This is a genomic window from Klebsiella sp. HMSC25G12, assembly GCF_001807705.1.
GTDB lineage: Bacteria > Pseudomonadota > Gammaproteobacteria > Enterobacterales > Enterobacteriaceae > Klebsiella > Klebsiella variicola.
On the sequence record NZ_KV789805.1, the window covers coordinates 42,266 to 56,193 of the forward strand.

Below are 13,928 nucleotides of genomic sequence, written 5' to 3' on the forward strand. Positions count from 1 at the left end.
CAGGGGCCCGTTTTGCGTTTGGCTTAGTGGGCGGCTTCCGCCGGGCTGTTTACCTGACGACAGTAAAGTTCATAACGCTGGCAAAACCATTCACGATGCTCTTCATCCATATTGCCGACAATGGCCTGAAGATCAACTGGCTGGCCTTGCGCGTGCATTCTGGCGAAACTCCGCGCCAAAAAATCAAAATTCTTCATTGAATACATATCGTTATGGTTCATGCGCATACTCCTTCAGCGGTGGATGTTCTGATCAGTCATATGCCTTTTACTCACTTCAGTATTTACGCTTACCTTAACGCGATTTGTACGAAAAATGCGCTTAACATGATTATTTATTGCGCTAAATCATTTTCCACATGATTAAATAAAAACGGCCCGCGATATCTCCATCGCGGGCCGTGATGCTTCACCGTACAAGCCGGTGAATAGCGAAAAGCTTATTTATCGCTATCTTTTTGTATTTTCTTAATAATATTGGTGGTCGAGCAGCCATCTTCAAAGTTGAGCACCAGCACTTCGCCGCCGTTAGCCCAGACTTCTTCGCTGCCGGCGATCTGTTCCGGCTTATAATCGCCGCCTTTGACCAGCAGGTCCGGCAGGATACCGGCAATCAGCCGCTGCGGGGTGTCTTCCTCGAAGGAGACCACCCAGTCGACGGCCTCCAGCGCCCCCAGCACGATCATCCGCTGCTCCAGCGGGTTCACCGGGCGGGTTTCGCCTTTCAGACGTTTGGTTGAGGCATCGCTGTTGACCGCCACGATCAGACGGTCGCCCAGCTTGCGCGCATTCGCCAGATAGGAGACATGGCCGGCATGCAGAATATCGAAGACCCCGTTGGTCATCACCACTTTCTCACCGCGCTTGCGCGCTGCCGCAACCGCCTGTTTGAGTTCCTCTTCGCTCATCACGCCAAAGCCGGTCTCAGCCCGGCCGCGGACCGCGTTTTCCAGCTCGACAGGAGAAACGGTGGAGGTTCCCAGCTTACCGACCACCACGCCCGCCGCGGCGTTGGCGAAATAGCAGGCCTCTTCCAGGGTGTTGCCGGAGGCCAGGGTCGCCGCCAGCACGCCAATCACCGTGTCGCCGGCGCCGGTGACATCGTACACTTCCTGGGCCTGGGTCGGCATATGCAGCGGCGGACGCCCCGGCTGCAGCAGCGTCATCCCCTGCTCAGAACGCGTCACCAGCAGCGCTGACAGTTCAAATTCGGCGATGAGCTTCATGCCGCGTTCAACGATCTCCGCTTCATCCTGACACTTGCCCACCACCGCTTCAAACTCAGAGAGGTTCGGGGTGAGCAGCGTCGCGCCGCGGTAGCGTTCGAAATCGGTGCCTTTCGGATCGATCAGCACCGGCACGCCCGCTTCACGGGCGAGCTTGATCATCGTCTGGACGCTGGTCAGCGCCCCTTTGGCGTAGTCCGAGAGAACCAGCGCGCCAATGGAGCCCAGCGCCTGCTGAATGCGCTCGTGCATCGGCTGCGGATCCACGCCGGAGAAGCCCTCTTCAAAGTCGAGGCGGATCAGTTGCTGATTGCGCGACAGCACCCGCAGCTTGGTGATGGTCGGGTGAGTCGGGACGGAGACGAAGTCGCACTTCACATTCACATTGGCCAGCGCCTGGCTCAGCGCGCGTGCAGCGTCATCAATCCCGGTCAATCCCACCAGGCGCGACGTTGCCCCCAGGGAGGCGATGTTCATCGCTACGTTTGCCGCGCCACCAGGACGTTCTTCGATATTTTCCACCTTCACCACCGGCACCGGGGCTTCCGGGGAAATACGACTGGTGGGGCCGTACCAGTAGCGGTCCAGCATCACATCACCCACCACCAACACTCCTGCACGTTCAAACTCCGGCAGCGTTACTTTCATGACTCTCTCCTGCGAGACGCAAACTTTGCGCGCGATAATAGCACACCCGATTTTATAGTTAAGCCATCAGCCACTTCTGCCAGCTGGCGCTGACCTGCTGACGCTCCCGGCTGAAGGCCTCTGGCGCCACGTGTCCCGGCTGCTCCTGCAGGGCCAGGTGATGGAGCGCATCACGCAAGGTGGTGTACGCATGCGTTAAGGCGCGCGCCTCCTCCTCGTCCATGATGTCGTTCTGCGCCAGCAGCTCAAGAATACGCACGTTGTCAGACCAGCGGGTCAACTTCGGCTTGTCACTGGCATAGCGTAGGACCAGATACTGAGTAATAAATTCAATATCGGTGATCCCGCCGGCATCGGCTTTGATATCAAAACGATCGGGATGTTTGTTGCCAAGGTGGGCGCGCATCTTCTCGCGCATCTCGCGAACCTCGGTCTGCAGGGTCATCCCCTCCCGCGGGGTGGTCAGGATATCGCGACGAATGGCGTCAAAGCGCGCCTGCAGCGCCGGGTCGCCATAGACCACGCGGGCGCGCACCAGCGCCTGATGTTCCCACGTCCAGGCTTCGTTCTGCTGATAGTCAGCAAACGCGTCGGCGGTGGTGACCAGCATCCCCGCCGCGCCAGAAGGACGCAGCCGGGCGTCCACTTCGTAGAGAATACCGGACGAGGTGCGGGTGCTGAACAGGTGCATGATCCGCTGGGCCAGCCGCAGGTAGAACTGACGGCCGTCAATCTCCCGCTCGCCGTCGGTCATCACCTCCGCCGGGCAGTCATGGAGGAACACCAGATCGAGATCGGAGCTGTAGCCCAGCTCCCAGCCGCCAAGCTTACCGTAGCCGACGACGGCGAAGCCGCGACCCTGGCGATCGTGCAGGTGGGTCGGCTGGCCGTAGCGAGCGACCATCTGCCCCCATGCCTGCTGCACCACCGCGTCGAGGATCGCTTCGGCAAGCCAGGTTAAGTGATCGCTGACCTTCATCACCGGCAGGGTGCCAGCGATATCCGCCGCCGCGATATGCAGCTGCTGCGCCTGCTTAAACTGGCGCAACGCCTCCAGCTGCTGCTCTTCATCCTCTTCCGGCACGCGCAGCAGGTACTGGCGCAGCTCGTCGCGATAGGCATCGGTCGCCGTCGGCTGATAGAGAGTGTTGGGATCCAGCAGCTCATCCAGCAGCAGCGGGTGGCGCGCCAGCTGGCTGGCGACCATCGGCGACGCCGCGCAGAGCGTGATCAGGTGCTTCAGCGCGCCGGGGAATTCACTCAGCAGCTCAAGATAGGTGGTACGGGTGACGATCCCGGTCAACAGCGGCGTGATCCGCGCCAGAGGCAGCGGCGCATCGGCGCGCGAGCAGATTTCGCTCAGCAGATGCGGCATCAGCTGATCCAGCACCTGGCGGCCGCGCGGGCCGATGGTGCGCCGATCCAGCTCTTTACGAAAATCGGCAATCAGCGCCAGCACGCTACGGCGGTCGGTATCGTTTAAATGCGCCAGCGCCGGGCTGGCGTCATCTTCTTCCAGCGCATCCTGCCACAGCTCGCGCCAGTACTCGGCCAGTTGCTCATCCGGGGACTGATCCTCATCATCGCCGATCAGTTCATTAAACACTCGCCGCACGTTGGCCATCTGGCTCGCCAGCTGCGCGCTCAGCGTCTCCCAGTCTTCGGTATGCATCCCCCACGCCAGCCTGGCGCGGTTAAGTTCATCCTGCGGCAGGGTCTGGGTCTGTTCATCGTTGATGCTTTGCAGCAGGTTTTCCAGCCGGCGCAGGAACAGATAGGCCTCGCGCAGCAGCGCCGCGTCGCCTTCCGGCAGCAGATGTAGCTCATCAATCGCCGCCAGCGTCGGCAGCAGGGCGCGCTGCTGCAGTGCAGGTTCGCGACCACCGCGGATCAGCTGAAAGACCTGAACGATAAACTCAATTTCACGGATCCCGCCGGCGCCGAGCTTGATGTTGTCTTTCAGCCCGCGACGCCGCACTTCGCGGGCGATCATGCCTTTCATGTTACGCAGCGACTGGATCACGCTGAAGTCGATATAACGGCGGAAGACGAAAGGACGGAGCATCGCGCGCAACTCGCTGGCGTACACGCCGTCGTTATCGCCCATGATCCGCGCTTTCACCATCGCATAGCGTTCCCAGTCCCGACCCTGCTCCTGGTAATAATCTTCCAGTGCCGCAAAGCTGAGTACCAGCGGCCCACTGTCGCCAAACGGCCGCAGGCGCATGTCAACCCGATAGACAAAGCCGTCCTGCGTCGGCTGGTCAAGGGCCTTGATCAGCCGCTGCCCCAGACGGGTAAAGAACTGGGCGTTATCCAGCTCGCGGCGGCCTCCGCGGGTGGCGCCATGCTCAGGCCAGGCAAAGATCAGATCGATATCGGAAGAGAAGTTCAGCTCGCCGCCGCCCAGCTTTCCCATCCCGAGGATCAGCAGCGGCTGCGGCTGGCCCTCGGCATTGCATGGCGTTCCCCACTCCTTACAGCAGGCGGCGTAGAGCCAGTCGCGGGCGGCGACAATCAGGGTCTCCGCCAGGGCGCTCAGCTGCTGCAGGGTCTCTTCTTCGCTCACCAGCGACAGCGCCTGCGCCCAGGCGATGCGGACCATCATCTGGCGGCGGAAGAGACGCAGCTCTCGCATCAACCCCGCTTCGTCAGTGACGGCCTGCAGGCGATCCTGCAGCCAGGCCTCGTAATGCCGCCACTCTTCCGCCTCCGGCGAGGAGTCCGCAAGCTCATTCAGCCAGCCCGGCTGGGCGATCACACTCTGTTCGACAAAATCGCTGAACGCCATGACCGACCTGGCCTGTGGGCTCAGTTCTGCAATGGGAAAATCCGCTGGCAGACGGTCAGCGACCGTCTGCCAGTGCTGCTGTAATTGCGGAGAAAGCGGCATCATAAGGGCTCCCTGGCCTGAAATTATCGTTTTCCACTATGCAGCCAGAACGGCTCGGCAGCCAGCGCCTGGCGACGGAAATATTCAAAGACGCTGCGATCGTCATGTGCTATTGCACGGTGAAGCTCCTGCCAGTTCTCCAGCCACGGCGCGACGGCGTCGCCATAGGCGCCCGCCAGCAGCTGGACGCTGTCGATGTCACGGGACAGCTTCGGCAACTGGTCGGCGGCATCTTCGACCGCCAGATGCTGCACGGCGCCGCGCAGCTCGGCCGCCACCCGCGAGAGGTTAATATCGGCAAACCGTTTGAACGATCCGGCTATTTTTTTCTCTCCCGCCTCGTTGAGGAACGGACGCCAGCCGCGCTGGACCAGCCATTCGGTCAGGGCCAGTTTGGCGCCGACGACCTCGGTGCGGAATAACGCCTCGTCGGCGGTGTCCGCGGCCAGCAGAACGGCTTCGGCGTCGTTCAGCAACGCGCGGAGCTGGGTGGTCGCCTTACGCGGCACGATGCCGCCGAACAGCACGAGGGTATGGCGCACGCGGGCTAACGCCAGCAGGATTTCCGCTTTGGCTTTCGCATTGCCGCGCAGCCATACTTCGTCGTGATACAGCCAGTGCGCCAGGGCGCTCTCCAGCGCCGCCTCCAGCCCCTGCTCCACGCTGGCCTTCGCCGCCACCGTCAGCACCGTCAGCGAGGTGACGGGACGCTCGCCATTGCCTTGCGCCAGATGATACCCGCGCGCGGCTTTGCTCAGGCTCCCCTGACGCAGGACGCCGCTCTCCAGCAGACGGTGCGCAAGGCGCAGCAGATCGGCAGTCTCCCCGGCAAGCAGCTCCAGCTCCAGTTCGCAGATCGGCTCCTGATGTTCGCCAGCCTTCACTTCGCCGCGATCGAGGGCGATCTCAATCTCACTATTCCCTTCCTGTATCACCCAACGTTCACGGGCAAAATCAGTGCTGAACAGCGGCTGGACATGCTCCGCCAGCGCGGCCGGGAGCTCGCCTTGCGGCCAGACCTCCGCCGGCAGGCGCTCAAGCGCCAGCTCCGGTTTATCCAGTGGGATATTGTATTCCGGACGCTGGTGCAGCCCCCCTACCACCCGGCCAGCAATTTTCAGCGTCATTTCATAACGCCCCTGATCGCCGCGGATGCGCAGCCCCATATCGTGACGACGCAGCCAGTTATCGGCGGTTTCGTAATAAATGTTCAGTAACTGGCCCGCAGGCGTATGTTTCGCCTCGAGCGCATTGAGCTGCTCGCGCAGCGTCTCTACCCCATTCTGAGCGACGATAAACTTGAGTTCGATTTCTTGAGCCATGACTGAATTCTTCCGCTTCTGTGCTGCGCCGACAAATTGCGGCGAACTTACGACGATATTTTTTGTCAGTAGATAGTATTTTGCGGCGAATCGCCATGCAACGCGCTTTTTGCCGGGCCACCTCCTGGATGATTCCGATTGTGGTGGAAAACTTTGCGTCGCTCTGGCGATGCCTCTACTATCGTTCCACTTTTTATGACCAAACGATGACCTGATGCCAAAATTACGCCTGATTACTTTTACTTTGCTCGCGCTTAGCGCCGCTACGGCGGTTCACGCAGAAGAAAAGCGCTACGTTTCCGATGAGCTGAACACCTGGGTTCGCAGCGGCCCGGGCGATAATTATCGTCTGGTCGGCACCATCAACGCCGGGGAAGAAGTGTCGGTGCTGCAAACGAACGACAGCACCAGTTACGCGCAGGTCCGCGACAGCAATGGCCGTACCGCCTGGATCCCGTTGAAAGAGCTGAGCAATGAGCCCAGCCTGCGCACCCGCGTCCCGGATCTGGAAAACCAGGTCAAAACGCTGACCGATAAGCTGAACAACATCGACGCCACCTGGAACCAGCGCACGGCGGATATGCAGAAGAAAGTCGCCGGCAGCGACAGCGCGATTAACGCGCTGAAGGACGAGAACCAGAAGTTGAAAAACGAGCTGGTGGTCGCGCAGAAGAAGGTGAATGCGGCGAATCTGCAGCTTGATGACAAACAGCGCACCATTATCATGCAGTGGTTCATGTACGGCGGCGGCGTGCTCGGCGTCGGTCTGCTGCTGGGTCTGGTGCTGCCGCATCTGGTGCCAAGCCGCAAACGTAAAGACCGGTGGATGAACTAATTCGTCTTCTCTGCCAGACTTACGTATCATCTTGCGAAAAACAGATACGGGAGAATCGGGCGTGAAGAGCTATCTGGTCGGCGGTGCGGTGCGCGATGCGCTATTAGGGCTGCCGGTCAAAGACCGAGACTGGGTGGTGGTGGGCGCCACCCCGCAACAGATGCTTGACGCGGGCTACCAACAGGTAGGCCGCGACTTTCCCGTGTTCCTCCATCCGCAAAGCCGGGAGGAGTATGCCCTGGCCCGTACCGAGCGCAAATCCGGCGCGGGCTATACCGGTTTTACCTGCTATGCCGCCCCGGACGTGACCCTCGAAGCCGATCTGCTGCGCCGCGACCTGACGGTCAACGCCCTCGCCCAGGATGCCGATGGCACGATCATCGACCCCTACGGCGGGCAAAACGATCTTCGCCTGCGCCTGCTGCGCCATGTCTCTCCCGCCTTTAGCGAAGATCCGCTGCGCGTGCTGCGTGTGGCGCGCTTTGCTGCCCGCTATGCGCATCTGGGCTTTCGCATTGCCGAAGAAACCCAGGCCCTGATGCATGCGATGGTTGAGGCCGGTGAGCTGGCGCATTTAACGCCGGAGCGGGTGTGGAAAGAGACGGAAAGCGCGTTAACCACCCGCAATCCGCAGGTCTTTTTCCAGACGCTGCGCGACTGCCAGGCTCTTAAGGTGCTGTTTCCGGAAATTGACGCGCTGTACGGCGTGCCGGCCCCGGCGAAGTGGCACCCGGAAATCGATACCGGCCTGCACACCCTGATGACCGTCACGATGGCCGCGATGCTGTCGCCGGATGTCGACGTGCGTTTCGCCACCCTGTGTCATGACCTCGGTAAAGGACTGACGCCGAAAGCGCTCTGGCCGCGTCACCACGGCCATGGCCCGGCGGGCGTCAAGCTGGTAGAACAGATCTGCGCGCGTCTGCGGGTGCCAAACGATATCCGCGATCTCGCGAAACTGGTGGCGGAGTACCATGACTTGATCCACACCCTGCCGATCCTGCAGCCGAAAACCCTCGTCAAACTCTTCGACAGCATTGACGCCTGGCGCAAACCGCAGCGCGTGCAGCAGATCGCCCTCACCAGCGAAGCCGACGTCCGCGGACGCACCGGTTTCGAGGCCAGCGATTACCCGCAAGGGCGCCTGCTTCTGGAGGCCTGGGAAGTGGCGCAGTCTGTCTCCACCAAAGAGGTAGTGGCGGCGGGCTTTAAAGGGGCGGAAATTCGCGAAGAGCTGACGCGGCGGAGAATTGCTGCGGTGGCGCAGTGGAAGGAACAGCGTTGCCCCCAGCCGCAAGGCTGAGGGCACTGGTCTTAGAAGAAGACCACGTAAACGGCTGCCGCCACGATAAAGCGGTAGATAGCGAACGGGATAAACGAGATCCGCTTGATCAGCTGCAGGAAGGTTTTAATCGCAATCAGCGCCACGATAAACGCCATCACGAAGCCGACGGCAAACATCGGCACATCGCCCATGTTCAGGAAGCCGATGCTCTTGTAGACGTCCAGCACGGTGGCGCCCATCATCATCGGTACCGCCAGCAGGAAAGAGAACTCCGACGCCGCGTAGCGGCTGACGCCCATCAGCATGCCGCCGGAGATAGTCGCCCCCGAGCGCGAGAACCCCGGCCACAGCGCCAGACACTGAAAGCAGCCGATGACAAACGCCTGACGATAGGTCATATCGTCAATCCCGACCGCGCGCGGCTGTTTCGGCTTGAGTACTTCCGCCGCAATCAGCAATACGCCGCCGACAATCAGGGCGTACATCACGTTTACCGGGTTAAATAAGGATTTAATGGTGTCGTGGAAAATCAGCCCCAGCACCACCGCGGGGATCATGCCGAGGAGGATATGGATAAGCGACAAGCGACCGCTGCCTTTGCCTTCATGCTCCGGCGGCCTGCCGAAATGGATGCCGATCAGACCGAACAAACGACGCCAGAACATCACCACTACGGCGAGTATCGAGCCTAGCTGAATAACCACTTCAAAGGTATTTGCCGTATCACCTTCAAACCCCAGCAGGTGACCAACAATAATCATATGACCGGTACTGGAAACAGGTAAAAACTCTGTCAACCCCTCAACCACACCCAATATTGCCGCCACCAGCAGCGAGTGTATATCGCTCATTCAATTAAACCCTTTAAAAAGTAAAATGAAAAAAACCAGGAACACATTATCGATCAACAGGCGCAACCCGACAGCCAGAGCGCGCGTAATCCGCAGCGTACAGGAAGTACACACGGATTCGTCCACCGTTCTGGAAGGACATCGCCAGTAAAATTGCCTGATGACCGGATGCTATGACCGGTATAAACGCAATTTGTTTAACAAGTATGACCTGAAAAGTTTTGTTTCAGATTAAGGCCACGTTCAATAATCACACCGACATTTGCCGCGCGGGCCACGGCGCCAGGTTTGCTGACTTTAATACGCACCCATGGCGACTGGAATGTTTCCAGCAGCAGGTCGGCCACTTCTTCCGCCACCCGCTCCACTAACGCGAATTTTCCCCCCTCCACATGCGCGATCACTCGCTCGCTGATATCAGCATAGCTGAGGCAGTCGCTGACATCATCGCTGGCGGCCGCCTTGCGGTTATCCCATGCAATTTCGATATCGAACACCAGCTTCTGCTCAATGGTTTGTTCCCAGTCATAAACACCAATGGTGGTGATTACCGAAAGTTGCTCTATAAATACAATATCCATCACGCCCTGCCTGCTTTTTAGCTAAACCGGATACCACTTCCGGCGAATTATGCGTATTATCCACAGATGCAGAGAATACAACGACATTTTCAAAACGGAACAGCGTTATGAGTGCAATCGCGCCTGGACTGGTACTCCTCGCCTACCTCTGCGGCTCCATTTCCAGCGCCATTCTGGTATGTCGCCTTGCTGGCCTGCCCGACCCACGCGACAGCGGCTCAGGCAACCCCGGGGCCACTAACGTACTACGAATTGGCGGAAAAGGGGCGGCCGTAGCGGTACTTATTTTTGATGTGCTGAAGGGCATGCTCCCGGTGTGGGGCGCCTGGGCGCTGGGCCTTACGCCGTTCTGGCTGGGGTTAGTGGCGATTGCCGCCTGCGTGGGCCATATCTGGCCAGTCTTCTTTCATTTCCGCGGCGGTAAAGGCGTCGCCACGGCCTTCGGCGCTATCGCCCCCATCGGTCTCGATCTGACCGGGGTGATGGCCGGGACCTGGCTGCTGACCATCCTGCTCAGCGGCTACTCATCCCTTGGCGCTATCGTCAGCGCGCTTATCGCGCCTTTCTACGTCTGGTGGTTTAAACCACAGTACACTTTTCCGGTGTCGATGCTCTCCTGCCTGATCCTCCTGCGCCATCATGACAACATTCAGCGTCTGTGGCGCCGCCAGGAGAGCAAAATCTGGACCCGGATGAAGAAGAAAAAAGCGCCAGAGCAGAAATAATCTCCCCTCCCGGCCCCGTCTGCCGGGAGGATCCCCGGGCCTGTTTGCCCATCTCACCCGCACTTTTGCTCCACGTCGTCATGATACGCGGTAATCGCCGCATCCCCCTTTTATAACAACGCGTTATCGGCAACTAAAAGCAAAAGTTCCGCCGCCTGCTGGCATCGGGGACGGGCCCGCCCTCCCGCTTTATCCGCCGCGGCCAGTCAGCGGATAAGGATATTGACGGCAAAGATTATCCGGGTGAATAATCCGGAGCGGTTATACCGCTTTCCCCTCGCGCCCGTCGCGACGCGCCGGGTAACGAATGACATAAGCGTTTCGTATGACCGGGATAAACTCCCGCCGATCAATACTCATTGCTGCTGTTTTATCTTGATTTTGCAGGGGCGCAACATTGCACGGCACCGTGTTACCACCACTCAAAAAAGGTTGGCAGGCTACGCTGGATCTCCGCTTTCAGCAGGCCGGAGGCAAGACCGTTCTCGCCAGCGCCCAACACGTCGGCCCGCTGACCGTCCAGCGCCCGTTTTACCCGGAAGAAGAGACCTGTCACCTCTATCTGCTTCACCCGCCCGGTGGCATCGTCGGCGGTGATGAGCTGACAATTAGCGCCCATCTTGACCCCGGCTGCCATACGCTGATAACCATGCCTGGCGCCAGCAAGTTTTACCGCAGCAGCGGTGCGCAAGCGCTATTGCGCCAGCAGTTGACCCTCGCCCCGCAGACGACCCTGGAGTGGCTCCCGCAGGATGCCATCTTCTTTCCCGGGGCCAATGCCCGGCTGTCCACCACCTTTCATCTTTGCGCCTCCAGCACGCTGCTGGCATGGGATCTACTCTGCCTTGGCCGCCCGGTGATTGGTGAAACCTTCAGCCACGGCACCCTCAGCAACCGGCTGGAAGTGTGGGTGGATGAGAGACCGCTGCTGGTTGAGCGCCTGCACCTGCAGGAGGGAGAGCTGTCCAGCGTCGCCGAACGTCCCTGGGTCGGCACTTTGCTGTGCTATCCGGCTACCGATGCCCTGCTCGACGGGGTGCGCGACGCGCTGGCGCCGCTCGGTCTCTACGCTGGCGCCAGCCTGACCGACCGCCTGCTGACGGTGCGTTTCCTCAGTGACGATAATCTGATTTGCCAACAGGTGATGCGCGACGTCTGGCAGTTTCTGCGCCCTCATCTCACCGGCAAATCCCCCGTACTTCCCCGAATCTGGCTGACTTAAGAGAACGTTATGGAACTGACCCCCCGAGAAAAAGACAAGCTGTTGCTGTTTACCGCCGCGCTGGTGGCGGAACGCCGCCTGGCCCGCGGCCTGAAGCTCAACTATCCGGAGTCCGTGGCCCTCATCAGCGCCTTTATTATGGAAGGCGCCCGCGACGGCAAAAGCGTGGCCTCACTGATGGAGGAAGGCCGTCACGTCCTGACCCGCGAGCAGGTGATGGAGGGCGTCCCGGAAATGATCCCGGATATCCAGGTCGAAGCCACCTTTCCGGACGGTTCGAAGCTGGTCACCGTTCACAACCCGATAATCTGAGGTAGCGCCATGATCCCCGGTGAATATCACGTTAAGCCCGGTCAGATAGCCCTGAATACCGGCCGGGCGACCTGCCGCGTGGTCGTTGAGAACCACGGCGATCGACCGATTCAGGTCGGTTCGCACTACCATTTCGCCGAGGTCAACCCGGCGCTGAAGTTCGACCGTCAGCAGGCCACTGGCTATCGTCTGAATATCCCGGCCGGCACGGCGGTACGTTTTGAACCCGGCCAGAAACGCGAGGTCGAGCTGGTGGCCTTCGCCGGTCACCGCGCTGTCTTCGGCTTCCGCGGCGAGGTCATGGGCCCTCTGGAGGCAAACGATGAGTAATATTTCACGCCAGGCCTATGCCGATATGTTCGGCCCCACCGTCGGCGACAAGGTGCGCCTGGCCGATACCGAGCTGTGGATCGAGGTGGAAGATGATTTGACCACCTACGGAGAAGAGGTCAAATTCGGCGGCGGCAAAGTGATCCGCGACGGGATGGGTCAGGGACAGATGCTGGCCGCCGACTGTGTCGACCTGGTGCTCACCAACGCGCTGATCGTTGATCACTGGGGGATCGTCAAGGCCGATATCGGCGTGAAGGACGGCCGGATCTTCGCCATCGGCAAAGCCGGCAATCCCGATATCCAGCCCAACGTCACCATCCCCATCGGCGCCGCGACGGAAGTGATTGCCGCCGAAGGCAAGATCGTCACCGCCGGCGGGATCGATACCCATATTCACTGGATCTGTCCGCAACAGGCGGAAGAGGCGCTGGTCTCCGGCGTGACCACCATGGTCGGCGGCGGCACCGGCCCGGCCGCAGGCACCCACGCCACCACCTGTACTCCGGGCCCGTGGTATATCTCACGCATGCTGCAGGCGGCCGACAGCCTGCCGGTCAATATCGGCCTGCTGGGCAAGGGCAACGTTTCTCAGCCGGATGCCCTGCGCGAGCAGGTGGCGGCGGGCGTCATTGGCCTGAAAATCCACGAGGACTGGGGCGCCACGCCGGCGGCGATCGACTGTGCGTTAACCGTCGCCGATGAAATGGATATTCAGGTCGCCCTGCACAGCGACACCCTCAATGAGTCCGGTTTTGTGGAAGACACCCTCGCCGCCATCGGCGGGCGCACTATTCACACCTTCCATACCGAAGGGGCCGGCGGCGGCCATGCGCCGGACATCATCACCGCCTGCGCCCACCCGAACATTTTACCGTCGTCCACCAACCCAACGCTGCCCTACACCCTCAACACCATCGATGAACATCTCGATATGCTGATGGTCTGCCACCATCTGGACCCGGACATTGCTGAGGACGTGGCCTTTGCCGAATCGCGCATTCGCCGGGAAACCATCGCCGCGGAAGACGTGCTGCACGACCTCGGCGCCTTCTCGCTCACCTCCTCCGATTCGCAGGCCATGGGTCGCGTCGGGGAAGTGGTCCTCCGCACCTGGCAGGTGGCGCACCGCATGAAGGTGCAGCGCGGAGCGCTGGCGGAAGAGACCGGGGATAACGACAACTTCCGTGTGAAGCGCTACATCGCCAAATACACTATCAACCCGGCGCTGACCCACGGCATCGCGCACGAAGTCGGATCCATTGAGGTGGGTAAGCTGGCGGACCTCGTGGTTTGGTCACCAGCCTTCTTCGGCGTGAAACCGGCCACCGTGATCAAAGGCGGCATGATCGCCATCGCGCCGATGGGCGATATCAATGCCTCGATTCCGACCCCGCAGCCGGTGCACTACCGTCCGATGTTTGGCGCCCTGGGCAGCGCCCGCCATCACTGCCGCCTCACCTTCCTGTCGCAGGCGGCGGCGGACAACGGCGTTGCCGAACGGCTGAACCTGCGCAGCGCGATCGCCGTGGTAAAAGGCTGCCGTACGGTGCAGAAAGCCGACATGGTGCACAACAGCCTGCAGCCTAACATCACCGTCGACGCGCAGACTTATGAGGTGCGGGTGGATGGCGAACTCATCACCAGCGAGCCGGCAGACGTTCTGCCGATGGCGCAACGATATTTTCTGTTTTAAGGA

General features: G+C 60.4%; 16 protein-coding genes. 9 read left to right on the top strand and 7 right to left on the bottom strand.

Going from position 1 to position 13,928, the window contains the following annotated elements:
• Window positions 1-23 precede the first annotated feature (23 nt).
• Window positions 24-221 carry a cell surface composition regulator GlgS gene (glgS, locus tag HMPREF3096_RS03595; RefSeq protein ID WP_004205248.1) on the bottom strand — a complete coding sequence of 66 codons (198 nt, stop codon included), beginning with the start codon at window positions 219-221 and terminating at the stop codon, window positions 24-26.
• On the opposite strand from glgS, the gene HMPREF3096_RS30775 reads away from it, so the two are divergent.
• A complete protein-coding gene (locus HMPREF3096_RS30775; RefSeq protein ID WP_004144536.1) occupies window positions 213-362 on the top strand; it encodes a hypothetical protein in 150 nt (49 codons plus the stop codon). The two genes, glgS and HMPREF3096_RS30775, sit on opposite strands and share 9 nt — an antisense overlap.
• A gap of 77 nt (window positions 363-439) precedes the next feature.
• On the opposite strand, the gene hldE is transcribed toward HMPREF3096_RS30775, so the two are convergent.
• The 3 genes from hldE to HMPREF3096_RS03610 are packed head-to-tail and all read right to left on the bottom strand — an operon-like array spanning window position 440 to window position 6,088.
• Complete coding sequence (hldE, locus tag HMPREF3096_RS03600; RefSeq protein WP_012540541.1) at window positions 440-1,873, bottom strand: bifunctional D-glycero-beta-D-manno-heptose-7-phosphate kinase/D-glycero-beta-D-manno-heptose 1-phosphate adenylyltransferase HldE; 1,434 nt, start codon at window positions 1,871-1,873, stop codon at window positions 440-442.
• Window positions 1,874-1,931: 58 nt separating this feature from the next.
• Window positions 1,932-4,769: a bifunctional [glutamate--ammonia ligase]-adenylyl-L-tyrosine phosphorylase/[glutamate--ammonia-ligase] adenylyltransferase gene (gene glnE, locus HMPREF3096_RS03605; protein ID WP_032731260.1), complete on the bottom strand. Its 2,838-nt coding sequence runs from the start codon at window positions 4,767-4,769 to the stop codon at window positions 1,932-1,934.
• Window positions 4,770-4,789: 20 nt separating this feature from the next.
• The gene (locus HMPREF3096_RS03610) at window positions 4,790-6,088 is read right to left on the bottom strand and encodes a CYTH domain-containing protein (protein WP_008806526.1); all 1,299 of its coding nucleotides are present in this window, start codon (window positions 6,086-6,088) and stop codon (window positions 4,790-4,792) included.
• Between the two features lie 214 nt (window positions 6,089-6,302).
• Here HMPREF3096_RS03610 and HMPREF3096_RS03615 point away from each other — a divergent pair, with 214 nt between their 5' ends.
• The gene (locus HMPREF3096_RS03615) at window positions 6,303-6,923 is read left to right on the top strand and encodes a TIGR04211 family SH3 domain-containing protein (protein ID WP_008806527.1); all 621 of its coding nucleotides are present in this window, start codon (window positions 6,303-6,305) and stop codon (window positions 6,921-6,923) included.
• A gap of 61 nt (window positions 6,924-6,984) precedes the next feature.
• The gene (locus HMPREF3096_RS03620; RefSeq protein WP_008806528.1) at window positions 6,985-8,226 is read left to right on the top strand and encodes a multifunctional CCA addition/repair protein; all 1,242 of its coding nucleotides are present in this window, start codon (window positions 6,985-6,987) and stop codon (window positions 8,224-8,226) included.
• 11 nt (window positions 8,227-8,237) lie between these two features.
• Here the strand turns inward: HMPREF3096_RS03620 and bacA are convergent, their stop codons facing one another.
• The gene (bacA, locus tag HMPREF3096_RS03625) at window positions 8,238-9,059 is read right to left on the bottom strand and encodes an undecaprenyl-diphosphate phosphatase (protein ID WP_008806529.1); all 822 of its coding nucleotides are present in this window, start codon (window positions 9,057-9,059) and stop codon (window positions 8,238-8,240) included.
• Window positions 9,060-9,256: 197 nt separating this feature from the next.
• Entirely contained in the window at window positions 9,257-9,640 is a 384-nt protein-coding gene (gene folB, locus HMPREF3096_RS03630) for a bifunctional dihydroneopterin aldolase/7,8-dihydroneopterin epimerase (protein ID WP_004150923.1), read from the bottom strand.
• Window positions 9,641-9,747: 107 nt separating this feature from the next.
• On the opposite strand from folB, the gene plsY reads away from it, so the two are divergent.
• Both plsY and HMPREF3096_RS31835 read left to right on the top strand, forming a co-directional pair.
• Entirely contained in the window at window positions 9,748-10,365 is a 618-nt protein-coding gene (plsY, locus tag HMPREF3096_RS03635) for a glycerol-3-phosphate 1-O-acyltransferase PlsY (RefSeq protein ID WP_008806530.1), read from the top strand.
• 155 nt (window positions 10,366-10,520) lie between these two features.
• Window positions 10,521-10,616 (top strand): hypothetical protein, encoded by a 96-nt coding sequence (locus HMPREF3096_RS31835; RefSeq protein WP_046621578.1) that lies wholly within the window; start codon window positions 10,521-10,523, stop codon window positions 10,614-10,616.
• Between the two features lie 10 nt (window positions 10,617-10,626).
• On the opposite strand, the gene HMPREF3096_RS28550 is transcribed toward HMPREF3096_RS31835, so the two are convergent.
• The gene (locus HMPREF3096_RS28550; protein WP_012540536.1) at window positions 10,627-10,773 is read right to left on the bottom strand and encodes a hypothetical protein; all 147 of its coding nucleotides are present in this window, start codon (window positions 10,771-10,773) and stop codon (window positions 10,627-10,629) included.
• Between HMPREF3096_RS28550 and HMPREF3096_RS03640 the strand changes: the two genes are divergently transcribed.
• Genes HMPREF3096_RS03640 through ureC form a run of 4 tightly spaced genes read left to right on the top strand, consistent with a single transcriptional unit; the run spans window position 10,763 to window position 13,925 of the window.
• Entirely contained in the window at window positions 10,763-11,587 is an 825-nt protein-coding gene (locus tag HMPREF3096_RS03640) for an urease accessory protein UreD (RefSeq protein ID WP_032731261.1), read from the top strand. The genes HMPREF3096_RS28550 and HMPREF3096_RS03640 overlap by 11 nt on opposite strands.
• A gap of 9 nt (window positions 11,588-11,596) precedes the next feature.
• Window positions 11,597-11,899 (top strand): urease subunit gamma, encoded by a 303-nt coding sequence (locus tag HMPREF3096_RS03645; RefSeq protein ID WP_002916871.1) that lies wholly within the window; start codon window positions 11,597-11,599, stop codon window positions 11,897-11,899.
• A 9-nt stretch (window positions 11,900-11,908) separates the two neighbouring features.
• Window positions 11,909-12,229, top strand: a complete 321-nt coding sequence (locus HMPREF3096_RS03650) for an urease subunit beta (protein ID WP_022064951.1) — start codon at window positions 11,909-11,911, stop codon at window positions 12,227-12,229.
• On the top strand, window positions 12,222-13,925 hold the full coding sequence (gene ureC / locus HMPREF3096_RS03655) for an urease subunit alpha (protein WP_008806533.1): 1,704 nt from the start codon (window positions 12,222-12,224) through the stop codon (window positions 13,923-13,925). The genes HMPREF3096_RS03650 and ureC overlap by 8 nt, the downstream gene beginning before the upstream one ends.
• Window positions 13,926-13,928 lie beyond the last annotated feature (3 nt).

Excerpts from the sequence above, each read along its gene's own strand:
- HMPREF3096_RS30775 (WP_004144536.1), top strand. The coding sequence starts at position 213 with ATGGTTCATGCGCATACTCCTTCAGCGGTGGATGTTCTGATCAGTCAT.
- glgS (WP_004205248.1), bottom strand. The coding sequence starts at position 221 with ATGAACCATAACGATATGTATTCAATGAAGAATTTTGATTTTTTGGCG.
- hldE (WP_012540541.1), bottom strand. The coding sequence starts at position 1,873 with ATGAAAGTAACGCTGCCGGAGTTTGAACGTGCAGGAGTGTTGGTGGTG.
- glnE (WP_032731260.1), bottom strand. The coding sequence starts at position 4,769 with ATGATGCCGCTTTCTCCGCAATTACAGCAGCACTGGCAGACGGTCGCT.
- HMPREF3096_RS03610 (WP_008806526.1), bottom strand. The coding sequence starts at position 6,088 with ATGGCTCAAGAAATCGAACTCAAGTTTATCGTCGCTCAGAATGGGGTA.
- HMPREF3096_RS03615 (WP_008806527.1), top strand. The coding sequence starts at position 6,303 with ATGCCAAAATTACGCCTGATTACTTTTACTTTGCTCGCGCTTAGCGCC.
- bacA (WP_008806529.1), bottom strand. The coding sequence starts at position 9,059 with ATGAGCGATATACACTCGCTGCTGGTGGCGGCAATATTGGGTGTGGTT.
- folB (WP_004150923.1), bottom strand. The coding sequence starts at position 9,640 with ATGGATATTGTATTTATAGAGCAACTTTCGGTAATCACCACCATTGGT.
- plsY (WP_008806530.1), top strand. The coding sequence starts at position 9,748 with ATGAGTGCAATCGCGCCTGGACTGGTACTCCTCGCCTACCTCTGCGGC.
- HMPREF3096_RS03645 (WP_002916871.1), top strand. The coding sequence starts at position 11,597 with ATGGAACTGACCCCCCGAGAAAAAGACAAGCTGTTGCTGTTTACCGCC.
- HMPREF3096_RS03650 (WP_022064951.1), top strand. The coding sequence starts at position 11,909 with ATGATCCCCGGTGAATATCACGTTAAGCCCGGTCAGATAGCCCTGAAT.
- ureC (WP_008806533.1), top strand. The coding sequence starts at position 12,222 with ATGAGTAATATTTCACGCCAGGCCTATGCCGATATGTTCGGCCCCACC.